This is a genomic window from Neochlamydia sp. AcF65 (assembly GCF_018342435.1).
In the GTDB taxonomy this organism is placed as follows: domain Bacteria; phylum Chlamydiota; class Chlamydiia; order Chlamydiales; family Parachlamydiaceae; genus Neochlamydia.
Genome location: NZ_JAEMUE010000056.1, coordinates 1 through 26,285 on the forward strand (window position 1 = coordinate 1; position 26,285 = coordinate 26,285).

Sequence of the window (26,285 nt, forward strand, 5' to 3'; positions counted from 1 at the left end):
AGCAAGATATTCGTATCTTAAGAATATTGACCGATCGTGGTACAGAGTACTGCGGAGCAAGAGAGCATCATGAGTATGAACTTTATCTGGCCATTGAAGACATTGACCATTCTCGCACTAAAGCCAGGCATCCTCAAACCAATGGAATCTGCGAAAGGTTTCATCAGACCATCCAGAACGAATTTTATGCCACAGCTTTTAGGAAGAAAGTGTTTAAAAATGTTGAAGAATTACAAGGGGATGTGGATAAATGGATGAATGAGTATAATAATGAGAGAACACATACAGGAAAGTATTGTTTTGGCAAGACGCCTTTACAAACATTCTTAGATGCCAAACATCTTGCACAAGAAAAGATGTTAGATAAGTTACAACTGACAGAAATAGTACCTGCCAGGTAACTCATGTTTGTCAGGTCAAGTACTGTCCAGGACAGGTAATCTTTAAATGTTCTATAGCCACTTTTATGAAACGATAACACTACTCATCGCCTCGCTTAATGATAATTTTGGCCCTCTATTTCTTTTATTGTTTTTCCCACTAGCGATTCTTAAATAGCTTTCAAACCATATTGTGTGCCATTAACCTCTGATTGCTTACAAAAATCATCCTTATCGCAAAAAATGGAGATTAATCAATGGACATCTTTTTCAAACATTTCGACCTTCTAGCTTTAAGTTTTTTAAGTGCAAAATACTTTTAAAACCTGTGAAGGCCTTTTTTCCAACTATTTCCTTATTCGATAACTCGTGTTAACTTACCAAAAATTTCTTTTCGACGTTTTTAGCAGGTGGAGTAGGTAGTAGATGCAAATACAAAAATCAAACAACTGAGGGCTAATTTAAAGGGATGAAAAAGTTAAAAAAAGAAGGAAAGCTTCTAAAGCTTGTACGAATACAGCCTAGCTTATTCTTACTTCTATTAAAAATAAAAATGATCAAAATTAATTGCCCTAAATGAAAAAATTTTACCCTCTAAAGCTTTTTTTCTATTTCTTTCTCTAGTATTTTCATGAGCAAGATTATTGGAATAGAATCTTATTACTTTCTCATCCAAGGGATACAGGTTTATTTTTCCTTTAGTAGGAATTACCTTTCTAGCGCAAGGGCGCTTTTTTCTTCTATCCGTTTTAGAAGCATTTGCATAATTTCTAAAAATAATCCCTCATTTAAATCATCATTATGAAAAAATTTATCGTAAAAAGTTCTTAATACTTCTTGGAGATGAATTTCATCCACGCTTGCCATCCACAAACCCCATTTACCCAATTGATTAGCCCAAAAGCTTTGATTTTCATTAACAAAGAAATTAATTAAATCGTACAAGATGGTGGCAGTCAGTGATAAACCCTGCTGAAATTTTCCTTCCATCTTAGCTTCATTCTCTTTTATTTTTTCTGCGGAGGTGCCCATTTTTTTAAACTTTACCGCTCGCCGAATTTCTTCTAATTCCTCTTTCAGTCTTATAATTTTTTTGTTGTGCTGCTCAGCTTTATGATTATCCTCTGCCGCCTTCAGTAGATTTCTTTTATCTTCAATCTGACGCTTTAATTGTTGTTTTTTAACCTTTAAGGTATTCAAAGTTTCAGGATTTAATAAATTTTTTATAAATTGATCATTTAGATAATTTTTATTAAGAGCTTGAGCCATTAAATCAGTAATTCCTAAAATAGAAGCTCGAACAGGATGCATGGCTGGTACTAAAACAGCTGTTAACGCATTTCTAACTCGAGAAGTCTGTGTAATGTGCTGTATAAACGTCTCTAGGAACGTAATCTTAGATGCGGTGGGATCGCCTCCTAGCTTACCCATTTTGATAATATTAGCAATCATGTCTACGTAAACCGTTTGTTTATCGTTGGCTCCTATGAAGAAGTTGTTTAAAGTAGTATCAATATCCACAGCTTCCAAGGTCGCATCAGGAGAGATTTTACGCAGCACTTTTTGCTTTTCTCTAAGTTCTGTAACTATTTTTTCTAATAGGGGATTAAGATAAATGAGAAAGTATTCATGGCTTGCAGGGTCTAATTCCATTTCAGGATGTTTTTCGTAGATTTTCTGCAGCAGGATCTCAGCAATCCTTTTTACAGCTGCTCCGCTAGTTGGATCTTCAATTAAGAGCCTTAGTTGGGAGTGAGAAATGTCTCCAATATGATACTTTGCTAAAAATGCTAGGGTAAAATCAATTAAAATATTAGGTAGATGGTTTTCTAGAAAATCCACCTCGCTAATTTTAAGCGCCTTCCACGAACATTTAAGTCTATTTGAACAAGACTCCCATAATTCCTCAACAAGCCTTCCTTTAAGCCGGGGCTGCAAATGACTCTCAAGCATCATGGCGAAAAAGTAGGTGGAGTGTTGTTCATTGATAGTCATAGTATAAGAAACAAAAGATCTTATTATTTCTTTATGAATAAGAGAAAAAGTTTCTGCCAGGAACTCCATCCGTTTTTTTTCTTCGGATAAAATTGTAAAAATTCCTTTCAATTGCTGAGCTAAGACTTTGGTGGCATTTTGTCTAACTACATTAAGAATAAATTTTTTGCTAATCTTAACAACCGTGGTGTTTATGGTATCAATTTTGCTAGCAAATTTTGGTGGAAGCAAAGATTTAAGAAATTGGTGAAGCTCTTTCCCCATATTTTGAATTTCAGGCTCGATAATGATGTTGTCTAGTAGCTCTTCAAAAGCATCTAGTACTATAACCTTCCCTTCCACAAGTTCTTGATGGCCTGTTGGTAAAGCATAATTAAGAAGCTTTTCAACAAGGGGTAAGAAAAATTTATTTTCTTCTACAGCCTTATACCCTTCTATATCTTCTTTTTTTATATGAGAAGGAATATCAATTAAAGCGCGTGCTAAAGCAGGTAGATTGTATCGAGGCTCTCCCGTCGTATCCTTAGCTATTAGCTCTCTCGCTATATGCTTGCGCCAAACAGCTTCATTTTCTTTTCCTTTAACTAGGGATAAGCTGCCGCCAACAATTTTTTCTGCTTTAATTAAATTAACTAACTGGTTATTAATCATTTGCGCTGAATTATCAAAAAGGTTTTTATAGTCTTCGTCAGTAATAAGATTAATTAAAGTAGCTATACGATTAAAAAGCAGCGAAGATAAGCGCTGCATATTATTAGTTAAATGGCGCTCTACCATACCAGAGAGCTTATTTTCTAAAAAGTATTGAAATTCATCTATGTGACTTTCCAATTTATATCTAATAAGCCACTGAACGGCCGCAACATAAAATTTAGAAACCATAATATCATATTTTACATCACGAGGACCGGTATATTCTGCTAAAGAATGAATTTCTTCCGAATGGTTATACTTTTGGCTTGCCCATTGGCGAATGGGCTCCAAATAAAGCTGTAAATCATCATTCGTTGTTACGAGATTCATTTTTCGCACATAAGCTTCCATCTTATCGAACACGCCTTCTTTGAGGGCCCCATCTTTATCTTTTAGCTCTTTAAGTAAAATATTAAAAAAGCTTTTGGTGGAGGTATCAAGCTCAAACTTATAACCGTGCTTTATAACTTTTTTAAGAATAGTATTGACCCACGGAGAAATGATTTTGGTTATCCAATCTAATACTTGAGGGATGCTCTGCGGAAGATTTTGAGCATTCCTTTCTACGGTATGGGTAAGGGGTCGTATTTTCTCCTGAAAGATTTCTTGGCTAATTCGTGACATGAAATCATCAACAAACTTGCCTACTTTTTGTAAAGAAGGATTTAAATCATGAATGTCTTCCTTAAAAAAGAAGTTGTAGTTTAGTTGTCCCGTCTCTGGTTCATTCTCCACTATTTTTATCTCTTGGATGGCACTGACTGCTTCTACCGAAGGCGTAGAGGGAACAGTTAGAGCGGGGGCAGGAGTTGCTTCTTTGTCCTTATTTATGTATTCCATCAGTTTAATTTGTTTACCGCTTAAGCTTATTTTCTTTGTTCTAAATAAGTTAAATAAACGGGCAAATATTCCAACTATAAAACGGCGAATTTTTCCCCATGTAGATAATCTTTCCCCTGTCAGGGGAATTTCAATCTTTAGGGGTGGAGTTTGGCGAGATTGTGCGGTCACAGGCACAGTGATATGATCAATTTTCAGCTGATTGTTGGGATGCAATAAAGGCTTTACTTCGCGGTTGAGCGCCGTGGTCATATGGATAGCTGATAATGAGGTTAAAAGAATTTTATTGAGCAAATGCTCATTAAATGACTGGCGGCCAATAGTCTTAGCAATGACTCTGAGAGCTGTTTGTCCAATCTTATCAGCAGTATTTCCTACCAGGTAACGAAAAATAAATTTGCCAATTAGAGGCATTTTTTTCTTTGCTTTGTAAAGCATCATGTCGTAACCCAGTCTTGCGACTTTATCTACTTCTACAGAAAGATTTTTCTGAGCTTGGATTACTTCTTTTTGATGCTTATTATCTTCTGCTAATATTTCCTCTTTTAACTTCAAGTTATGTTGTAAAAGTTTTTTCATGCTTAGCAACTGATTAAGCAATCTGTCATCATTGCTATTAAAGCCAACTTTTTCTTCTACTTGCTTTATTCGTTCTTCTATAGCCTGTATATCTAATTCAAGCTCTTCCAAGGAAGGATATTGCTTGATCAATTTCTTCATAACCTCTCGATCAAGATATTTTTCTTCCATCAAAGGAATTAGGCGATTAAGACCAGGCCTGTAGGATTGACGAAGATTATGCAAAGAGCTAGTAATCAGCTTACTGGACATATTGCGTATGGTTTTTAGGTTAAACAAACGCGGAAGAAAATTGCCAAATTGGCCTACACGCAAACCTACGTCAATAAAATTGGCAAAATGAGGGTTATTGCCTTTTGCATTTTCTTCTTTGTAATAGGCTTTGATAATTGCAACAACTGATCTTATTCCATCTTTCTTAGGATCTCTTTTCTTTACTTTTTGGATCAGTTTGACGATTTCATCTAGACGTATTTTAACAATATTAAAAAAGGCCTCTTCTTTTTCTTTAGAAAATCCGTAAAGTTTTCCTTCTTCGTTAGCCAATTGAAACAAAAGCTGCAAAAGTTTTTTCTCCACTGCTGCATGGGGAAGCTTGTAAAAATAAGGAGCAAGCTTATTAAGATTATGGTAAATGAGATCATCTGCAAAAGATTGCACCATCATATCTACCGTAGCCGGTAATATGCTGCTTGTCATTACAAGATTAAGCTCTTCAGGATTCGACGTTTGTTTAATAAGGAGCTCTAATGCTTCGTTAAAGCCTATTTTGATTAATTCAGAGCACCCATCTAAAGCTAGCTCTTTAAAATCACTGGCGGTTTTACCTAAGTCAACCAATTCAGTGTATTGTTCAGGAGTTAAAACCATTTGAGCTATCTCTTTAGCTTCATTGAACAGCTCAGTAAATTCTTCAGGAAGTTTTATGGTAGATAATAGGTTTTCTAAGCCCTTGACATGCTTACCATTTTCGATAACATCAGGTAAAAGAGTATTTAAAAAAAGCTTAGAAATTTCTTCTGTCGTGTTATTTTCTATTACAAATTCTTTGCTGCCATTAAGCGCGAGGAAGGTTTTAAATAAAACATCTTCCTCAATTGCAGGTACTCCCCCCATTTCGTGAAGTTTTTGTAAATATTTTTTACAAAGATTATAGTCTCTAATCTCTTTTTGAGTTTCAGGCTTGCATGTAATAACCCGTTGAGCATACTTTTCAAGTTTTGCATGCTCGCTAGCAGCTTTTTCTGCTTCTTCATAGCTATCAGCCACATTTGTAAGGTGATTGCTTATGACCTCGACTATCTTATCGAATAGCACAGTAAATTGCTCATCGCCCATATTGTCTAAAATTTCAGCTAGGCGCCCAGAGACCAAATCAGTTATATTTCTAGCATTCTCTTTTAGGGAAGCTTCAACAATGAGAGGGAGCCTGTTTTGGAGAATGTGATTGGCTTTATTTTTGTAAAAAATAATTTTCTTTTCCACTAGCAAATGTAAAGCTTGTTGGAAAACATAATTAATCATCTCTTCTGAAGGCTTGTAAGGCTCATCATTAAACAAGCTAAGAAGTGATTGTGTATGATTAGATTCAAAAAGCCAATCTACAATTTTAGCACTGCAAACCTCTAAGTGTTCTTTAATATTTTTTTGAGGTAAACTTTCAGAAGCAGGTGGAAGCACAAAATCAACTTTACTATCCATCTTATTTAACAATTCTGCCTCGAAGGCCAGATGAAACTCTTTACGCTCCTTAAAATCTAGAGGTTGAACATCCTGCACTGCCCAGCCCAGCAATTTATCAATTTGCTCTATAGCCTTTTGATTAACTTCAAATTTTTGAATTAATTCAAAAATAGGCTTTACGGAAAGACTGCCAATCTTAATAGCTTGTTGGGCTAGATCGCTGACAATACGAGGTACTTCTTCCGATTTCTCATTTACCCATTTTACAGGGGAAGCGATGTACTGTTCATGGATGCATTCCATCGCTAGTTGAGCGAGTTGGCGGGAAAAATCCCTCATACCCTCCAATGACTCATTAAAATGTGAGGGAGCTTCTTTATTAGAACAAGCAACAACTTCAAGCTTATGGGGAAATTTATAAAGTTGAGTGTGTTTAAATTTCTCAATTATCCTTAAATCTCTTTTAGTTAAAGGAACGTTATATAATTTTCCACAGCTTAAAAAGCGCGTAGTGTGGCGCCATACTCTAGCAATCCCCTGAGAAAAAGAAGGGTGAAGGCGATCTTTTTGAGGATTAGAACTTGGCGCAGGTACAGCTAGCTTAGCAGGCTTGATAGAAGGAAGAGGATGCATAAATTCACTTAAATTTAAATTATAGTTTTACCATTGTAGTATATTAGATTTAACCTTTAAAGTAAATTAACAGTAGATTAAGTTCTTATAAATTTATGCCCGATTAAATGCCAACTAAGCATTTTTTAATATTTTTTAGACTTTTTTATTTTTAGGGCGGGGGTGAGGATTGACAAATCCGTAGAATTTTTTTCTGAACATTCGTTTAATTTATAGAACCGTTCTAAATGGGGAGGTGACCAGGAGCATTGCCCTACTTAAATCATTACTGCCAAACAGGTAATGCAAACAAAAATATTACAGTAAAATGAGTTGGGTGCAAGCGTGTTTGGCTAGCTGCAGGCCTATAGAATCCTCCCTCTACAGGTTAGCATTTTTCTGTGGCAGCTTACTTGCGTACATCCTCCTATTAAAGCCTTTCTTCCAATTGCAAAATATCAAAAGCTTATTTCTATAATTTCCTTTTTAGCAATAGAAAAAATTAACAATTAAAAAATATTTATAACTATATTCATTAAAACTTAAAAATCGCTACCCTTACTGATCGAAGAAAAATTAAAAAAATCTGTAAACTACTAAATCGACCTTTAAGGCATCAAGCATAAAAATATCACTCTTAAGTCCTTGTTTTTCTATCTTGTTATCTTAAAACTAGTCTATTGCCTGTAATATTTTCTTTATTTGCGTCGGGCGAATCTATATAAGGAAAAATTACTATAAAATTTAATTTATAAGGCCATCCTATATGTTAACTACCCATTTTAAAGCAGCACAGGAAGGAGCCCTTGCCTCTTCTTACATTAGCTTTGAAGACTTACAAGATGATGATAAAACTCCTCTTCAATATCAACGGATTTTTTTAAGAAAAATGGAAGAGCTTGCTGCTATTATTGAGAGATTTAATAATTTGGATTTGGATGTAGTGGAAGCATGGGATGCCATCCGCGGACAGATCATTCGTTTAAATTTATCGGTTAAAAATGAAAATAAAATTTACGAATTGTTTAAAGAAAAGTTGTCATTACACGCTGAGTTGGAATTAAGAAAAGAGCGTTTAGAAGTACATTTCTCAGATTTGGAATGGAAATTTAGGTTTAAACCGCATAGTGCTGAAAACAGCTTTAAAATAGCTTTCAAAAGGTTAAAATTTTTTACCCATTACTACTCTTCGCCTAAAGAGCAGGAACACCCCTTCAATACCGAATGGTTATATCAACGGATCACTACAATTCATTGCAGCCACGAACATCAAAAAGAGCTGCTAAGGCTTATCTTTAATATCTGGTCTAACAGAGAAGGAGATCCCCCACTAATATACCAATTACGCATTCAAATGGCAGCCCTTGAAAGTTATGTCAATACCTTATCTTCTTTATCTATTGAAGAACAAAAAAGTGAAGAAACTCACACTTATAAGACGCTCTATGATAAGATTATCCTTACTTGCCAACAGCTAATCTTAAAATATAAGCAAAAAAGTTTAAGGGATGAGGAATGGGACTTATTTTGTAGCGAAATCTGTAAAGTTCCTCTTAAATATTCGGATGAAAAAGAACTATGGGAATTTATCTCCGAGCAATTGAAGATGAGTGTTGCCGAAATAAGGTATCAACGCTATCTGTGGCAATATAACGCTTATTCTAATGGTAAATGCTTTAGAAAAGAAAAATTTGAGACCCTACTTTTTACTCTTGAAGATCTTTCTAGTTGCTATGCTCAAGGAACTTTAGAAAAAGCCAAATGGGATTTGTTATGCGAAAAAATAGTTCAGGAAAGCTTATTACCGCTAGGACAAAAGCAAGAATTAATTGAAGTATTTTTAAGAACGTGGAAGACCCCTTCAGACTCATGGCTATCTACTTTTTGGCATATTCCTAATTTTTTAGCAAGCTATTGGAAAGAGGAAAAAGACGAGGGAAAAGTCATTTGGAGGGACGAAAAGATTTTTACTCTTTTAAAATCTATGCATGAATGGGTAGTAAATAACGAAGCTTTCATCCATGACAAGCTCTCTAATAGGCCTAATCACTCCCCTCTTATCCAAGAAAAAGTAGAAGAATTGATAAAACTTTTAACGGATTTGCGGCTGCCGCTTTCGAACGATATTGGATCTAAGATTTGTAAATCCCCTGTCTATAATCAGATGAGGAAAGAATCTCATATAGCTTGCCTATCCAAATTGCGAGAGATATTGAAAGACGCTAAAGATGATTTTGAATTATACAAATCGCTAGGTGAAGAATCAGCTAGTGGTTATGCCTTGGTGCTAAAGCAGCTGTGTGATCACATGTTTACAGAGATTAATGGCGTGGCATTAATGAGAAAGGCCTTGAAAGAAATAATGCCTATAGGATTGGAAGAGTTAATTAAAAAAGAGACGCGCTTTATAGTTTATAGGCAAAGCAATCTTTTATTGTTACCTATAGAAGTCCAACACGCCGCTATAGTAGCTTTACCCCCCCACTATAAGCTTCCATTGCTCGATTTATTAGGATGGAAAACACTGAAATATAAAGATCATCATCAGCAGTGTAAGATTCCCTACAAGATTTTAAACCTCAAAGTTAGCCAAAAAGATGGCTCAGAAAAAATAGTAAATTTTCATCGCTTTGCTAGACCTACTTCGAAAACAGGCTTAAACCCTGAATTTGATACTTTTTCAGCAGGTTCGCGCCGCTTATTATTAATCAATTTGCAAAGCAAAACTTTTAATAAACATGAATCAGAAAGAGCTAAAACTGATGCATTGATAAGCCTTAACCGTGAAAAATGGCTATCAACTTTTGTGGCTATTTTCCCCTTAAACCATTCGGCCCTATTCTATCCTAAGGAAGAATACATGGATCCGGCCCCTCACATTCCTCGTTATAAAACAACGCAAGCCTTTATGGCTGCCCTGATGGAGAAAATTATTTCTCCAGGAATAGCAGAAGAATCAAGTAATCGGGCTGACTATGTATTTCCCAAAGCGTGGAAGATCAGCTTGGAATTCAAGGAATTGGCCACTAAATGTATGTATGAAGTAAAGGAAATTTTTTTTAAAGATGTGGATCCCTTGATGCAAAGCCATCGACGTATTTTTGTTAAATTGTTTAATGCTCGCCTTATATTAGCCCTTCTACCCTTTATGAAAGCCGATGCTTTTGCTTGCTTCTCTTCTGATGCGACAGATCGAACAGATATTGTAGTGAGCCTCTTGCTTAAAATGGTATTAATCATGTGCGATCTAGAAGATAAACCGATTTATCAAGAAGAGAAAGAATCTCCTTTATGGAAAGAAGTGCTGGCAATTTTTGAGGCTTCTACCCTGGTAACGGCTCCACGCCAGCTTCATAAAAATATTTTAGGCTTAATGCAAGCATTCGAAATATTCGATAAGCCAGGAGTTAGAGAAAGACTTCGCCATGCAAAAGAGCTAATAGGTGTTAAGGGTGCTGAGTTTCCTTTTATTTACAATAAAGAGGAATGGCAAATTGAAACTCTGCCACATGAGAAAAGGGAAGATTAGCTAAACCCCGAAAAGTGATTTAACTAAACTGAGAATGAGAAGAAAAGTTATTTGTAAAAATTTAATTATACACTCTCAAGCTACTTCTCAAGCTACTTCTTATGTAATCTCATGCTTTATAAAATTGCTCTCATTAAATAAAGAGGCAATTTTTAAAGGATTAGGTATGCAGACTTGGTTTTTTCAAAGCGTATTATTTTCTTAAAAATTATAAATATATCATCTAAAAAAGGTTTCATTCGTGGGAAGCTAGCTTGCTCCTTAAAAAGATCGCTTTTATTAAATATAGCAGGGATTAAAGAGCTGCTGCAAAATATAGGAGCTGCATTACAACGATAAAATTATAATAATATGGACAATAAAATAATTGAAAAAAAAGATATCAAATAAAAAATGAAACAATGCTTTTAATAAAAACTTAACAGATTTAAGGCTTTGCCTTTAAATTTAAAAAAATAATAAGCCTAGCCGATAAGATAGGAGGAATGCTTACACATCTCCTACCCTCTTAAAGGCTTAGGCCATGGTCGAAACTCTTTAATTTTAAGCCTTCCCCTATTTAGCTATCCATGAAAGATAGCTATTTAACATACAAGAAAACTTAACTTTATTAAACTCACCTATTTAGATAGGTATCCAATAAGCCTTTAAATTTTCAACCTATTACAATGTTTAATAGTTTATTAGGAACAAAAATAATCTTTTGTACAGTTTGACCTTCTAAATGTTTAGTAACCAAAGGATTTTTTTCCGCGGCTTCAAGGATTGCTTCTTGGGATATATCAATAGGTAGCGTTAATCTAGCCCTAAGCTTACCGTTAATTTGGACGATGTAAGTAACATGCGAATCCACTAAATAATTTTCATTAATTTGGGGAAACGGGGCAAAAGATAGAGCTTCTTTACAATCTAGTAACTCCCAAATTTCCTCTGCAAGATGAGGAGCAAACGGCATTAAAGCTTGCGTAGCCATCTTAACGACTGAACGAGGATATAAAGGCAATCTTGTAAAGTCATTTATAAATTCCATCATTTTGGCAATAGCGGTATTGAATTGTAAAGCTTCAATATCCTTTTCTACTCCATGCACTAGGCGATGGCCTAATTTAAAAGCTTCTTCGGAATCTTCATAGGTTAGCTTATCTGAGGTAGCCATTTCATAAAAACGAACAAGAAAACGTCGGCAACCGCTCACCGCTTCTGAACTCCATACCTTCTCTTTATCTAAGGGTCCTAAAAACATTTCGTATAATCGCAATGCATCGGTACCATATTCCTCAATCACGTCATCCGGTGAGACACCATTAAGCTTAGATTTAGACATCTTATCAATCTGGCTTTTAAGCTCTTCTCCTGATTGCCGATGAAAGTAATGGCCTTCTCTTTCGATCACATCTTCAGGTGCCACATAAGCTCCTAAACTATTTTGATAGGAACGTGCTACCATTAAACCTTGATTGCGCAAAGCCTTAAAAGGCTCACAAAAGCTGACATATCCGCAATCGAAAAGTACTTTATGCCAAAAACGAGCATACAAAAGATGCAAGACAGCATGCTCTACTCCTCCTACATACATATCCACAGGACCCCAATATTTTTCTGCTTCTTGGCCCCAGGCTTGTTGATCATTATGCGGATCACAAAATCGTAGATAATACCAACAAGATCCTGCCCAATTAGGCATCGTATTTGTCTCTCGTCGAGCCTTTTTACCTGTTTTACTATCATGGATATTTATCCAGTCTTCTACTTTACCTAAGGGGCTTTGGCCATCGCCTAAGGGTTTATAGTTAGACACGGCTGGCAACGTTAAAGGAAGCTCGTCTATTTCCAGGACACGCTTTGTCCCATCTTCAAAATGCAAAATAGGAAAAGGTTCGCCCCAATACCTTTGGCGCGAAAATAACCAGTCGCGCAATTTATAAGTAACCGTACTTTTACCTATCCCTTTTCTTTCTAGCCACTCGATAATTTTTTTTGTAGCCTCAGCTTGCTTCAAGCCATTTAAGGAAATTTCCTCATTTTCACTATGAATACATACGCTCTCCTCCGTTACAGCTTGATAGACCATCGAATCTTCTGGATGAACGTTGTAGACATATACCAGTGGAAGATCAAATTTTTTAGCAAACTCAAAATCGCGCTCGTCATGGGCAGGAACAGACATGATAGCGCCGGTACCATACCCCGGGATAACATAATCCGAAATCCATACCGGAATGTCTTTGCCATTGGCAGGGTTAATGGCATAAGCACCTATAAAAACGCCACTTTTATTCTTATTTAGATCTGTTCTTTCCAAATCTGTTTTAGAAGCTGCTGTTTTTTGATACTCTGCTGTGCAAGCTTGCTGAGTTTTTGAAGTAATCTTTGAAACCAAAGGATGCTCAGGAGCTAAAACCAGATAAGTTACGCCAAAAAGTGTCTCAGGACGTGTAGTATAAACTTCTAGGCAACAATCGCTATTTTTTATCGGAAAACGTATAGAAGCCCCCTCACTTTTTCCGATCCAATTAATTTGTAATTTTTTTAAGCTTTCTGGCCAATCGACTAATTCTAAGTCTTTAATTAAGCGTTCAGCATAGGCAGTGATTTTTAGTATCCATTGGCGTAAGGGCCTGCGCTCAACAGGATGACCTCCTTCTTTACTAAAGCCATTTTCAATCTCTTCATTTGCTAGCACTGTTCCTAAGGCAGGGCAATAGTTCACCATCATCTCTGCTTCGTAAGCTAATCCTCTTTCATATAAAAGGGTGAAAATCCATTGCGTCCATTTAAAATAAGATGGATCGCTAGTAGAAATTTCCCGATCCCAATCGTAGGAATAACCTACACGCGAAAGCTGGCGCTTAAAATTAAGCACATTATATTTTGTGGTTTCGGCTGGATGTGTGCCAGTACGTATAGCATATTGCTCTGCAGGCAATCCAAAACTGTCCCACCCCATTGGGTGTAGTACATTATAGCCCTTTTGCCTTTTATAGCGTGCCAAAATATCTGTAGCTGTGTATCCTATAAGATGTCCTACATGTAAGCCTGCTCCCGAAGGATAAGGAAACATGTCTAAAATATAATACTTAGGCTTAGAGGGATCAATTTCTGCTTTAAAAGTTTTATTATCAGACCAAAATTTTTGCCATTTTGCTTCAATTTTTTTATGATCATATTTCATTCTTTTATCCAAAGTAGTATACGTATAAATTTATGAGAAAGAACCGTTAGAACTTTATGCGAAAGAACAACAAAAAGTCAAAAAAAAAGGAGCTCGGCTCCATCCAAAGAAGTAAAGAAGATCGTCTGTATGAAAACTTGCTAAAAATTACTCAAGAATTTATGGCTGGTAAAGGGTACTTAGCTATGAATGAATCCGAGCTTTTTGAACGGTTGCATCTGCCCGAGCAGTATCGCGAAATTTTCGGCAGAGTCCTCACCCATTTGCATCAATCAGGCTTAGCTAGCCTAGAGCATAAACGTTACGCCCTGAAAAGCTCGACAACCGAAATTGTTAAAGGCACTTTAAGCGTCCATCCAAGAGGATTTGGATTTCTAAAAGTTGAAAATCCATCCATTTATTCGGAGGACATCTTTATTCCCAAGCATTTAATTCAGAATGCGGTAGATGGAGATATAGTTGAAGTACGTGTGGAAGCTCCCCCTTTTAAAGAAAAAGGACCTGAAGGTAAAGTTATAGCCATTCTAGAACGAGCACGCACTCATGTAGCCGGAATAATAAGAAAAGTAGATCGGTATGGTGAAATTCTAGCTTATGTTCCTCTACTAGGCCTCTCTCAAAGAGTGATTGTTGAGCCTTCAAAAGAAAGGAGCCTTCAGGAAGGCGATAGAATAGTTATGCAAGTCACAGACTGGGGCAGCAAAGATACGGAAACATATTGTAAATATTCTCACTACCTTGGACATATCTCTGATCCTTCTTGTGATGTTAAAGCAGCAATCGAAGAGTTCGGCTTACGCTCTGATTTTTCTGCACAGACTATAGATGAGGCGAAAAAAATAGGGACGCGAGTTTCTGCCAAAGATCTTCAAGGAAGAGAGGATTTTCGTAAGATTGAATGCTTTACTATTGACCCCGATACGGCTAAAGATTTTGATGATGCCATCCACCTTTCCAAAGATCAGCAGGGGCATTATCATCTAGGAGTTCATATTGCAGATGTATCTTATTACGTGACGCCTGGGACAGCTTTAGATAGAGAGGCTGCTATGCGGTGCAACTCTACTTATTTTCCCGGAACCTGTCTTCCCATGCTTCCTTCCATCTTATCTGATAATTTATGCAGCCTTAAACCTCAAGTAAATAGACTGACCGTTTCTGTTTTAATTACTTTTGATCGTAATGGGAACGAAATTGACTATCGCATTACCCGCAGTGTAATCAAAAGCAAGAAACGTTTTACCTACAAAGAAGCTAAGCAAATTTTAGAAGGTAAAAAGCTTTCTCCCCACGCTCCTACTCTCCATCTTATGGTGGAGTTATGCAGCTTATTGAAGAAAAAACGCTTTGAGAGAGGAAGTATTGAATTTGCTTTGCCAGAGCTGGTCATTTTAGTGGATGAAAAAGGTATGCCTCAGGGTACAGATTATATTACCTATGATATAACCCATCAATTGGTGGAAGAATTTATGCTGAAAGCCAATGAAACAGTCGCCAGGCATTTGACAGCGATAGGTAAAAATTTGACCTACCGCGTTCACGATGAGCCTGCTGAAGAAAGCATGAAAGAATTTGCCGCGTTAGCTAGAGCTTTTGGCTATAATTTATCTGATACGCCTAGTAATGCAGAAATTCAAAAGCTTTTTGAAGAAGCTATGAATTCTTCCTATGGACAGTATCTAGCTACAAGTTATATACGCCGCATGCGTTTAGCTATTTATTCACCGAACAATATAGGTCACTTTGGTTTAGGCTTAACTCATTATTGTCATTTTACAAGCCCTATACGCCGTTATATTGACTTAGTGATTCATCGCTCGCTTTTCCATGAAGAAGAAGCTTATGAAGCTTTAGAAATTGTAGCTAATAATTGCTCAGAAAAAGAAAGACAAAGTGCTCGAGCAGAAGCTAGTGTAAAAACTCTCAAGAAATTGCGCTTGCTATATTCCCGCCAGCAAATAGAGCCCTACCAACAGTATGAAGCTGTGGTCACCCGTATAAAAAATTTTGGAATAATCTTTGAGGTTTTAGATGTAATGCTTGAAAGCTATTTACATGTATCGGAGCTAGATGGGGATTACTATATATATGATGAAGGCAATTTGGCTTTAAAAGGACGCCATACTCATAAAACTTTTGTAGCAGGAGACAAAATTACTATCATGCTAAAAAAAGTTGATTTTATTACCTTGGAATGCTCCTGGACACTTATACCTGAGGTAAAATCTACGCTGCTAAAGTCAAAGAAAATGAGGAAACCTTTACCCTCTCGTCCCGTTTCTAAACCCAGGTTAAAAGATTTTCTATATACTGCCTCAAAAAGAAAAAGCTCAAAAAAATTCCCAAGCAAGAAAAAATCAAAAAAATAATGGAAAAACTTCCTTTAGATTTTTATTTAAGAGACGATGTTTTGCAGATTAGCCAAGAGCTATTAGGCAAAGTATTGATGACCTGTATCAATGGTGTTTATACGGGAGGAATTATCACTGAAACGGAAGCTTACAGAGGTCCCGAAGATCGAGCTTCTCACGCATATGGCGGCCGCCGTACCAAACGTAATGAAGTGATGTATCATGCTGGTGGGCATGCTTATGTGTATCGCATCTATGGAATTCATGCCATGTTTAATATTGTTACTAACAGTATTGAAATTCCCCATGCTATTTTGATTCGCGCTATTAAACCTACTATTGGCGTTGAGCAAATGATTAAACGGCGCTATAAAACTAAAAATAAAGCTAGCCTTGCGGGCGGGCCAGGAACATTAACGCAAGCTTTAGGCATCGATACTATCCATAATGGTTTACTATTGACAGGGCCTCTTATCTGGCTAGAGGATCATCATATTTGTTGCGAAAAAAAGAATTTAATAATAGGACCACGTGTAGGCATCGACTATGCAGGTGAACATGCTCACCTCCCTTGGCGTTTCATCTATGCATTAGAAATGTAACTGAATTAAAAATTTTAATATTTGAGCTTTAAACCCTCTTTCTCTATTTACAAGAGCGCTTTATCATCACATCTTTTGAATAATTAATTCTCTTCTGTTATAGTGGCTTTATGAAAAAACATTTCATTACAGGTCTTGCCGTTCTTTTGCCTTTAACTTTGACTATCGTTATCGTAGTTTTTGTTTTTAATAAGCTCACTGACCCTTTTGCAGGCATCACTAAAGAAATCCTTCGACAAAACCATTTTCTTGAAAAAACTCCACCTCAACTGCAACATTTAATCAGCCAAGTTATTATTTTGGTCTTTATCTTTTTCTCTACTGTCTTCGTGGGAATGATTGGACGTTGGCTTATAGTGAGATATATTCTCCGATTTACAGAAAAAATTTTACGACGCATTCCTTTTATTCGCTCCGTTTACAATACTTGTAAAGATGTAATCAAAACATTATTTATTTCAGAAGGCAAATCTTTTAAGCAAGTTGTCATGGTGCCCTATCCAAATGCGACCACTTATTGTATAGGTCTGATTACCCGAGAGAATATGGTAGGTTTAGGCAGTCATTCAGATGAAGAGCTAATGGCTATTTTTGTTCCCTGCACTCCCAATCCGACTTCTGGTTTTTTAATGATGTTTAAAAAAAATGAACTTATTTATTTGGATATGAGTGTGGAAGAAGCTTTTAAATATATCATTTCTTGTGGAGTAATTTCTGTCCCATTTCATCCTTTATTACCCCCTACAGATATTTTATCTACATCCCCGAGCGTACCCTTATGAAAAAATATTTTTTAACGGGATTGGCACTCCTTTTGCCTGTTATCTTTACATTAGCTATCGTAGCTTTTATAGTAAATCTATTGACCGATCCCTTTATTCATCTCCTTAAAGAAGTTTTTCATTACTATCAACCTGCGGATGATTATCTGTGGAATTTAGACAAAACGCTAGGACTGCTCATCATTATTCGTCTATTTATTTTGATCATGGTCGTTATATTTATTATTTTTATAGGATTTTTAACTCGTACATTTTTTATGTATTCTCTCCTTAGCTTTACTGATAATTTGATTCGTCATATTCCAATTATCAATAAAGTGTATAAGTCTCTCCAAGATGTTATTCATCCTCTTTTTTCTTCTACCAGCTCATCTTTTAAACAAGTTGTGCTTGTCCCTTATCCTCATGAAAACTCTTTGTCTATTGGCTTTTTAACTTCAAATACCCTTAAGGAGACCTCTGAGAGCAAATTAAAAGGTAAAATAGCAATTTTTGTACCAGGGACCCCTAATCCTACTTTCGGGTTCATTCTGATGTTTCCTCCCGATAAAGTCAGGTTAATTGACATGAAAGTTGAGGACGCTTTCAAGCTTTTAGTGTCTTGCGGTATTATGCTTCCTTCCATGCCAGGGGTTTCTGATCATGCAAAAACCTAATATCATTTTCATTCCTGTAGGCTCTAACCAGCAAAAACTAAGAGCTATTTGTCATTATATCCAGCATCATTTTGAATTAGGAGATAACATTTTAATCGTCGCTCCCAATGAACAAGCTACACGTTATCTCGATGAATTGCTGTGGAAATTTTTCCCAGAGAGCTTTCTTCCTCATATAGCTTCGAATACTCCTTCATCAGAGAAAGTGGTTATCACTTCTGCTGCTCAAAATTTAAATCAGGCGCTTGTTTTGATAAATCTATGCGCCGAAGTAAGCCCTATTGCAGATCAATTTAATGTTGTTTATGAGCTGTATGATCAAACTCACCCTGAAAAGCTAGCGCAATCGCAACGCCGTCAGCAGATTTACACTTCCAAGCAGTTTACTATCGTCCAATCGGCAGCTTTGGAGTAAAGGGTAGATAAAAAGAAGAAATTAAAGAGTGTTTTTGCTAAGAAGTGAGTCAAACAGTTTTATTAAGAAATTCTTTCACTATTAGGGAAAATGAAAGCCACATTATCTTCTTTGTTTCTAATTTCTTCCATTAAATAGCGCGCTTGCCTAGCTTGGTCTTGATAAGCCTGTGATAATTTAGGAAGATTATTATTAGCCATAACATAAGCGATGAAAATAGTACCTACAGCAACTATCACGCTCCTAAGATAGGTAGAAGTAAGCAAAGTGAGGGAAGCGGCAGCATTAGGTAGAAAAAGACCACTTGCCACTATAACACTCGTTGTGGTGATTACTACTACTCGTTTAGTAAGAAAAGCTTTGATATTTGACTCTCTTTCAATATTCTTTAATGTTCTTACTGCAAGAGATTTCGTTACCGGTCGATCTACCACAATTTTAAGCTTCTCTTGAAGGGTATCTATCAGATTTAAACGAAATTTATACCCAAATATTTCAAAATTAGCCCTGGATTGGCTATACACATATGCATATTGCATAAAAAACCTCAGAATAAATTATCAAGTCATCAAGAGCAAATATATCAAAGAATTAATCATGCATTAATCAAAGCAAAAATTAATAGATGCTTTCTTTTATCAATGAAGAGGGGGAAATTTAAAAATTAAGATGGAAAAGCTCTCGTATAGATCTTATCTAGCAGCTTTGCATATTAACTAAAATAGCCTATGCCTATATTCTCTTAAGTTTCCATACTCTATTCCTTTCAAGATACCATGATCTTTAAACGTTTATAAAGCATCTTTTATGAAGGAAAAACCTAGAGCATAAAGAGCTAACATAGGGCGACAGCTAAGCGATAAAAAAATAAGGTCTAAAATTTTCTAGTTTATACAAATAAGCAAACTTAAAACTTTAGCTTGTTTCCGTTTTAAACTTTTATCCATTAGGATGAAGCTAATATTGTTTAAAAAGTTTATTGCTTTAAATTAAAAAATTGCTTGCTTTATCATGTCACTAATAATTTGCATTTTTATCTTATTTTTCACACTGTTTCTTTTTAAAGTTTTTCAAAATAATTTTCACACTTCTTCATCTTAGCTTAAAATTTTATTTAATATATAAAAATTTTTTATAATTTCTCCCTTTTTCTTATCATAATTATTAGCACGGGATTTTTTTTCAATAAATATTCGAGCTTCCTTGGATATTAAAAATTGTTATTTAATAATTAAATTATTTAGATCCTTATTTTAGCTCTCGAATAATGCCTAGCACTCCTCCACAATCGAAAACATTGACAAAATGCCGGGAGTGTTGATATGAAAATTTTCAGGTGAGGTTAAAGCGTTTATGAGGTTTCTAGGCTTTTTAGAGTCATGCTCTTTTCGTTGGCTGCAAAACAGCATCTAAAGGTTGAAGGATTTCTATAAAGAATTTTTCAACTTAAATATTTGACCGAAAAGGCCTAAAGGTAAAGGCCATTTTTTTAATGGATGCTTTTTTATCAAGTAACGTGTCCTAGCAATAATCTTGGTCATTGATCAAATTTTTAACTAAATCAATTATGTATTGCAAAACCGCAGGACTGCGTAGCTTTTCATATGGTGGCTGGCTTTTTAGTTTTCCCTTCAGTAAGTCTTGCTTCACCTGGCAAGATCTTAAAAAAAAAGCTGATCAAGCAGTAATGGGTCAATTTACAAACCTTAAGTAGAATAGCAGCCTATGAGAATAATGTTGAGCAATTTAAGAGTTTTACCCGGCCTGTGCTTAAGACAAAAAGCTTTTTTTTCTTTAAGATAGTTTTTACCCAACAAATCTAATTGCCTTATTTAAGATAAGCTTGGCGTGATAGGAAAGATAGGCGCACCCATTAGCCAAAAAGTCCATTTTAACAGGAGAGTAGCCCTATGAATATTTCTGAAACATTGGAAAATTTAAAAGTTCAGCTAGGAAAGGGAATTATTAATAAAACTTATTTCCTTGGAGAAGCAATCATAGAAGTAAGCAAAGAAGATATAAAAAAAACTCTTTCATTCTTAAAGCAGGTAGGTTACGAGGTCTTGATAGATCTCACAGCAGCCCACTATCTAGTGCCCACAAAAAGAATAAAAATTGCTTACTGGCTATATAACCCTATTCATTGTGAGCGTATGCGAATAATCAGCTATACCGAAGGTGACATGCTACTTCCTTCAGTAACCGATATATGGGAAGAGGCAAAGGGGTATGAGTGCCAGCTTTTTAATTTATTTAAAGTTCGATTTACGGAGCATTACACGCCTAACAGAATTTTGGTAGCCAAGGAACGGGAAAAGCCTCCTTCATCACAAGGATATGTACAACCTGAAGAGTTTATGGAATTTAAAACTCTCCTTAGCAACCAGAATCCTTCTGTAATCATCCCTTGTGTCCATGCTAATCCTCCTGTAAATTGAAGAATTTTAAATAATAGGATAAGATTTATAAACTTTAAGTGGGTAGAGGTAACGGCTTATTGACGAGCAGCTTCTCTTACATGATCTAGGCGAGGTTATCGATAAAAATATTTTTATTAAGTTTTTGATTTTTATATTTATCTATGCAAGCCTTAAAAGATAATGCTAACCTTGATATAATTCTATTTTATATCAACTGCTCCTTTACAATTTCCTTAATACATTCCACCCTCTTTTTTCTCTTCTTGATTAGTTTTACAGTTTCTAGGAAGGATTTAAATATTTTTTTGTTTTCTTTGGATATTTTTACTTTAGCAGCAGCCTCTACTTTTCTTTCAGCATCCACAAAATATTCAGGATGAAATTGAAGAAAAATTTTAGGACTTCCTCCCCCATCATTCTCTAAAGCTTTAGGAATTTCCTCTTTTTCGTTTGGATAAACAATGATTTCTTTTAAGTTATCACCGATCCTATCTAAAGCTTGATGATGGGCAGAAATACTACTAAATTTGCAATTGACCACTTTTCTTAATAGGCTGTGAGATTGATCCACAGAAAGTTCTTCCGTGTGGTATATTTGGCGGCTTACTTGCCCTTCAATATGCTGTTTTAGGGTGCCTCCATAAAAAACATTGCCTACATGCGCGCCTCTACAAATGCCCATTAATGGAATATCTTTTATTATGGCTTGTTGGACCAATGCAAACTCTAATAAGCTTCGTCTATAATCAGAGTCCGTATGGGTGTGAGGGCCTTTTTTATCTCCATAAAATTCTGGTTCTAGATCAGCTCCTCCAGGTAAAATGATAGCATCGACATAAGAAGAAAGCTTAACAGCTATCAAGTAGATCTTGTAAATTTCCGAATTTTCTATTTGCTTTAGTTGATCATCTCTTATCTCATTCAAAATTTGTTCTGGGATGCTTGTGCAGAGAGAGGCATTTTTCTGAATTAATCTAATTTGATTTTTTACCTGCCGATCTAAGAGGAGAAGATTAACATTATTCATCAAATAATTATACTTTATAGGGATACCATCTACCTTTTTTATAGCTAAGTTTACTTTAGTAGCGGTCAACCCAGGCTGATAAAAATTCCACGGCAGGAGAATGATAGGTTTAGTAACCTCATATTTTTTTCCTCCTATCCTATTAAATTTGTGTTTAGCATCAAATAGTAAGCAGTCCGTTAGCTCGCAATTTATAAAATTACAGCTGCGACTCTCGTCAATTTCAACTTCTAGGAAATTGCTACCGATCAAGATAGAAGAATTAAAATCCACCGATTTGAGATTGCTTTCATAAAAATCTGCATATTTTAAATCACAATTACTAAATTTTATGTTGTTTAAGCTACTACCATCCAAACACATCTCCCTCATTGTACAGCCCTCGAAAGATGTGTTTATCATTTTAATTTTAAGTCCCCCTGCATGATGGAGATTGCAATTTATGAAGCAACAATCTTTAAATAAAGAACCTGTTAAATTTATGTATTCAAAGTTACAATTTTTGAAGGTAATCCTGTTAAAATCTACGTGTGTTAAAATATCAGTGCCCCAATAAGGTTTTAATCCCATTCCTTCTATAGGATTTACAGTTATTCCAATTTCTTTTAAGTCAAGAGAGGCCACTTCTAAAGAAAAATTTCCTTTCTTTAAATAATCCGTAAAATTGATTGAGCAGGCCGGATCATTTTTTCTTCTATCTTTTATTTCTCTTAAGAGCTGTAAATACTGATTTTTATTAATATCCTCTCTATTGATATTACTCATTCTATCTCCCTACATTAGTTAAGCTGTAATATCTAAAAATATTATTAATGAGTACTCTTTAGCCTTCTTAAAGCTTAAGCGTTCACGAAAGATACCGAAATTTAAGTGCAATTATGTGGGCATCTGCAAAGCCAAAAGCAGGTGTAAATAGCTTTTATTTCCATTTGCTGTGCTTTTAGATCCCTATCATCCCCTCAGCCTCAGCAATTTAATCAACCATGCACGCTTACTTTTAGGAGATTTTCTCCTCCCTCTCAAAATTTTTAGGATAGCAAGCCAGTTAACAATCTATAGAGTTAATCTTGATGATTAATTAAATAAAAATTATTTAATATCGTAAGGATTAAATAAAAATATTCATTATAAATTCTACTTTATAACAGGTTCAAAAGACATTCATTCTTTAAAATTTCTTCCTTTTATAGAGGGCTTTTTCCACACCCCTTTCCCCGAGACTTTTATTTATTAAGTAGAAAAGGCCATTTCTTTTCCATTAAACGTGCAATCGGCCGACAATCACGAGCTATGGTATACAAGTTGGTCAGATCCTCATAAAGCATCCTATTTTCTTTTTTAGTAACATCTTGAGTAAAATTATGAGTAATTACATTGATAATATTTCTCGCATCACTGACTCGCCCTTGTTTGATTGCCTTATATACACATTCAAAAAGCTCTAGCCAGGTTTCTTCTGTCGATTCCTCTCCTTTAAGCTCCTTAATATGATTATAAACGACGTAAGGTTGGTAAAGATGTCGAATTACCCAACAATGGTGAAATATAATAGCAAAAATAATGGACACGGTCAGCGCCAAAAACAATTCACTTAAATACTTTTCTATAACGGGTATTTGCTGAAGAGCTATTACAAGAAAACAAATAATAGCTGAAGTGATCAAGATATATAAGCCAAAATGGGCTCTCGGATTACTGGAGATGCGTGAGAAAAAACCAGGTGATAGCCTTTCCTGTACTGCTTGAAAGGGAATCATGGTTAAAAATATGATAAGGCCGAAAATCGAGACTGAAAAAAAGCCAAGATCAAAAAACTTCTCTACCTTTATTTCGGCAAAAGGAAAGCCGGTATAAGCGAGCGCGATAAAAAAACACCATACTCCTCCTATAGTAAAAAGAGAAGATAGAGAAAGTTTAATAAAATTAGAAAATCTAAAACGCAACACTTTTTGAAAAGGCGACATTTTATCCTCCTTAAAGGGGGTGTTTATTTGGATATCTCTTATCTAAACAAGATAATTACTCACAAAATTATTTGCTATTTGGGAAGTAAAACGCTTAAGGTGTAAGCGAGATTCTTACCAGCAAGCCTTAAAAGAAAGCCTATTTAGCAAATAGACAACTTACCTAGTATAGTCTGCGCTAGTTCAAAACAAAAGCTTAAATCTCTATTAATAGGCATATTTACTCCTCAATAGCCCCTCCTTACAGAGGAAAAAAAGAAACCAACAACTTTTTTTAGAATTTCACTAGTTTTACTTCTCGCGGTTTGTAAATGTAAGCCGGCTTATCGGATTTACTCAGAATGACTTAGCATTATCAAAAAATTATGTCCTTCCCAAATATTCTAGCCTAATTTGAATGCCGATATTTCAAATCCTCAGTGCCCTATCTTTCGCTTTTTTAACAGACTCTCCCTCCCGATAATTTAAGATACATCCTCCTTCAGTAAATTGATTTCAATCATTAAAACTTTGAAATGAAGAAATATAGCTGTTTTAAGTCATTTCCTTAAGGTTGACATCGACCTTAAGGAATAGGCTGGCGTTTCTTATTCCATGGGTACTTTATAATACGCTTTATAAAAACTTCGTCTGCATACCCAATCCTCCGAAAGATGTCCCTCTGCTTAACAAAAGGGATTTTATAAATTACGTGATTGCGTAAGGAATAGACTAAAAGCGTATAATTTAATTCGTTTTTAAGAAATTTCTTTTTAAATTCTTAATCTATGAATATTTGCCAAGATAACACCGGCAAAAGGCTTTAATACTGATATCTGGAGGTCTTTAGTCAGCCAAGCGAAAGTCTTTGAATAGTTGCCCTCATTCTATGGATAACATAGAAAAATTTTCATAGTATAAATATCTCTCCCTCCTTTTTAAAACCATTCCATATCTCCGAATCAACTTTTTATCATTTAGGGGAAACTAAATATACAATGGTGAAAGGTTACCGAGCCCTTGATTCATACCTATTTCAATTCTCTTTCTTCAGTAAGCAACCTACTTTAAGACTATTCTGTTAAGACTGAGCACTCTCATACGGCGCTGTGTAAGACACCCTCATTCCATCAAAAGCTTTGCTTAGTGCGGATAATTTAATTTTTAAAAAATTGAAAATGAAATAAGGAACGTAAAGCTCTCAGCCCTACAGATTGTTCATGAAAGTTGAGCTTAATGCAAGATAGGTTGAATACCTTAATTTCTCCAAATTTCTTCGCTCTCTCGTTAGTAGCTCGTTTGAGAAATTGGCGATGCAGGATCTTCAATCTATTGTAGGCTATTTCGCAGCGAGGCAACATGACAAATATTACTCCTTGCAAAATTTTAACAGAAAAGAAGACGTAATGATAAGCTAGATTTTTAAGTAGGCTTCGCATTTTAAGCAAAAAATACAATCTTGCCAAGTCATTCTTAATTATTTAATGACTTTCTTGCTTGGCATTACCTAAAAAAGGTAGACCTTAAATTTTGACTTTTTGAATTTAAAATTGGATGAAAGCAAGATGCTTGTAAGACTGCTTGAGCCGTTTTTTTAAGTCACTTGCAGTTTATATACATTAACAAATCTCCAGGTACTGGGTACACTTCGAACTTTTGGCTGGATTGCTCTTAAAAAACCTTATCTCTTATTCATTTGTAGAAGCTTAGGATTTGCTTGAAAACAAAGGTATCTTAAAGGATACTTTTTTATTCAGAAAATGGAGAGAGTTGGAAGTAACTTTTCTTGGTAGATTAATTGTTCAATATATGGTACAATGAAGAGAAAATACAAAATACTCGTAACAGATGAGTTTGAAGAATGGCTTGAGGGTGAACCCGCAAAATCTCGAGTTCAAATTGCTAAACGAATCGATAATATCAAAGAAGAAGGGCATTTTGGAGATCACAAACAAGTAAGAGACCATGTTTGGGAACTTCGATGGGATAATGGACGAAGAATCTATTACTGTTTGATCCCAGTAAGCCAGGTATTACTACTGTTAGGAGGAAATAAAAATGGCCAAACTAAAGACATCAAACAGGCAGAAAAAATTTACAGAGAGTGGGTTTATGACTAAATTTAAGAAAACGCCTCGGGAATACAATCCAATGAAAGATCTTTTAGATGAAGAGCTTATTGCAAAAGCTGTTTGGGAGTGCTTAAAAGAAAATGATCCTGATGGTGTGATTGAAATTCTGGAAGCTCATATCAGTGCCAAGAATAAAAGCCAGCTTGCTAAAGAGCATGGTTTACCTAGAACGACCCTCTATCATGCCTTTAAAAGCAAAAATCCTACCCTTCACACACTGGCTAAACTGGTAAATGCAACCCTTTAAAAGAGCATTTTATGAGAAGAAATACGAAATATCAAGATTGGCTTCTTGAAAAGCTCAAAGATCATGAGGAAGCCGTTGCGTATCTAAACAATGCTTTGGAAGAGAGCCTTAAAGGCGATGAAGAGTCCCAGCAACTCTTTCTTATTGCTCTCCGCAATGTCGCAGAAGCTCAAGGTGGTATTGGTGCTCTCGCTAAAAAGGCTTAAAGTAGGGCGCGAAAGTTTTTA

Annotated in this window: 16 protein-coding genes; 11 read left to right on the forward strand and 5 right to left on the reverse strand. The window is 35.5% G+C overall.

Annotation, left to right across the window (positions count from 1 at the left end):
• The coding region (locus NEOC65_RS06720; protein ID WP_213156097.1) for an integrase core domain-containing protein at positions 1-401 on the forward strand (401 nt) is incomplete at its 5' end.
• A 687-nt stretch (positions 402-1,088) separates the two neighbouring features.
• On the opposite strand, the gene NEOC65_RS06725 is transcribed toward NEOC65_RS06720, so the two are convergent.
• Positions 1,089-6,803, reverse strand: coding sequence for a hypothetical protein (locus tag NEOC65_RS06725; RefSeq protein ID WP_213156098.1), 5,715 nt, complete (start codon positions 6,801-6,803; stop codon positions 1,089-1,091).
• Between the two features lie 745 nt (positions 6,804-7,548).
• On the opposite strand from NEOC65_RS06725, the gene NEOC65_RS06730 reads away from it, so the two are divergent.
• Entirely contained in the window at positions 7,549-10,311 is a 2,763-nt protein-coding gene (locus NEOC65_RS06730) for a hypothetical protein (protein WP_213156099.1), read from the forward strand.
• A 655-nt stretch (positions 10,312-10,966) separates the two neighbouring features.
• Here NEOC65_RS06730 and leuS read toward each other — a convergent pair.
• Positions 10,967-13,483: a leucine--tRNA ligase gene (gene leuS / locus NEOC65_RS06735; RefSeq protein WP_213152327.1), complete on the reverse strand. Its 2,517-nt coding sequence runs from the start codon at positions 13,481-13,483 to the stop codon at positions 10,967-10,969.
• Between the two features lie 56 nt (positions 13,484-13,539).
• On the opposite strand from leuS, the gene rnr reads away from it, so the two are divergent.
• The 5 genes from rnr (at position 13,540) to NEOC65_RS06760 (ending at position 18,289) form a co-directional block, all read left to right on the forward strand.
• Entirely contained in the window at positions 13,540-15,852 is a 2,313-nt protein-coding gene (gene rnr / locus NEOC65_RS06740; RefSeq protein WP_213156100.1) for a ribonuclease R, read from the forward strand.
• Positions 15,852-16,436 carry a DNA-3-methyladenine glycosylase gene (locus tag NEOC65_RS06745; RefSeq protein ID WP_166155804.1) on the forward strand — a complete coding sequence of 195 codons (585 nt, stop codon included), beginning with the start codon at positions 15,852-15,854 and terminating at the stop codon, positions 16,434-16,436. Before rnr ends, NEOC65_RS06745 begins: the two co-directional genes overlap by 1 nt.
• A gap of 110 nt (positions 16,437-16,546) precedes the next feature.
• A complete protein-coding gene (locus tag NEOC65_RS06750) occupies positions 16,547-17,218 on the forward strand; it encodes a DUF502 domain-containing protein (protein WP_213151663.1) in 672 nt (223 codons plus the stop codon).
• Entirely contained in the window at positions 17,215-17,874 is a 660-nt protein-coding gene (locus NEOC65_RS06755; RefSeq protein WP_166155798.1) for a DUF502 domain-containing protein, read from the forward strand. The genes NEOC65_RS06750 and NEOC65_RS06755 overlap by 4 nt, the downstream gene beginning before the upstream one ends.
• Positions 17,861-18,289 carry a DNA polymerase III subunit chi gene (locus tag NEOC65_RS06760; RefSeq protein ID WP_213151661.1) on the forward strand — a complete coding sequence of 143 codons (429 nt, stop codon included), beginning with the start codon at positions 17,861-17,863 and terminating at the stop codon, positions 18,287-18,289. Before NEOC65_RS06755 ends, NEOC65_RS06760 begins: the two co-directional genes overlap by 14 nt.
• Positions 18,290-18,351: 62 nt before the next feature.
• On the opposite strand, the gene NEOC65_RS06765 is transcribed toward NEOC65_RS06760, so the two are convergent.
• Entirely contained in the window at positions 18,352-18,828 is a 477-nt protein-coding gene (locus tag NEOC65_RS06765; protein WP_166155792.1) for a hypothetical protein, read from the reverse strand.
• Positions 18,829-20,199: 1,371 nt separating this feature from the next.
• Between NEOC65_RS06765 and NEOC65_RS06770 the strand changes: the two genes are divergently transcribed.
• A complete protein-coding gene (locus NEOC65_RS06770; protein ID WP_166155789.1) occupies positions 20,200-20,727 on the forward strand; it encodes an NADH-quinone oxidoreductase subunit C in 528 nt (175 codons plus the stop codon).
• A 187-nt stretch (positions 20,728-20,914) separates the two neighbouring features.
• Here NEOC65_RS06770 and NEOC65_RS06775 read toward each other — a convergent pair whose 3' ends face one another.
• The gene (locus NEOC65_RS06775) at positions 20,915-22,501 is read right to left on the reverse strand and encodes a gamma-glutamyl-gamma-aminobutyrate hydrolase family protein (protein WP_213156101.1); all 1,587 of its coding nucleotides are present in this window, start codon (positions 22,499-22,501) and stop codon (positions 20,915-20,917) included.
• Positions 22,502-22,959: 458 nt separating this feature from the next.
• Positions 22,960-23,700 (reverse strand): hypothetical protein, encoded by a 741-nt coding sequence (locus tag NEOC65_RS06780; protein WP_213151655.1) that lies wholly within the window; start codon positions 23,698-23,700, stop codon positions 22,960-22,962.
• Positions 23,701-25,496: 1,796 nt separating this feature from the next.
• Between NEOC65_RS06780 and NEOC65_RS06785 the strand changes: the two genes are divergently transcribed.
• Genes NEOC65_RS06785 through NEOC65_RS06795 form a run of 3 tightly spaced genes read left to right on the forward strand, consistent with a single transcriptional unit; the run spans position 25,497 to position 26,264 of the window.
• Complete coding sequence (locus NEOC65_RS06785) at positions 25,497-25,799, forward strand: type II toxin-antitoxin system RelE/ParE family toxin (RefSeq protein ID WP_213156102.1); 303 nt, start codon at positions 25,497-25,499, stop codon at positions 25,797-25,799.
• Positions 25,792-26,058, forward strand: a complete 267-nt coding sequence (locus NEOC65_RS06790; protein ID WP_166155777.1) for a helix-turn-helix domain-containing transcriptional regulator — start codon at positions 25,792-25,794, stop codon at positions 26,056-26,058. The genes NEOC65_RS06785 and NEOC65_RS06790 overlap by 8 nt, the downstream gene beginning before the upstream one ends.
• A gap of 11 nt (positions 26,059-26,069) precedes the next feature.
• Entirely contained in the window at positions 26,070-26,264 is a 195-nt protein-coding gene (locus tag NEOC65_RS06795) for a helix-turn-helix domain-containing transcriptional regulator (protein ID WP_242678193.1), read from the forward strand.
• The last annotated feature ends 21 nt before the right edge of the window (positions 26,265-26,285 follow it).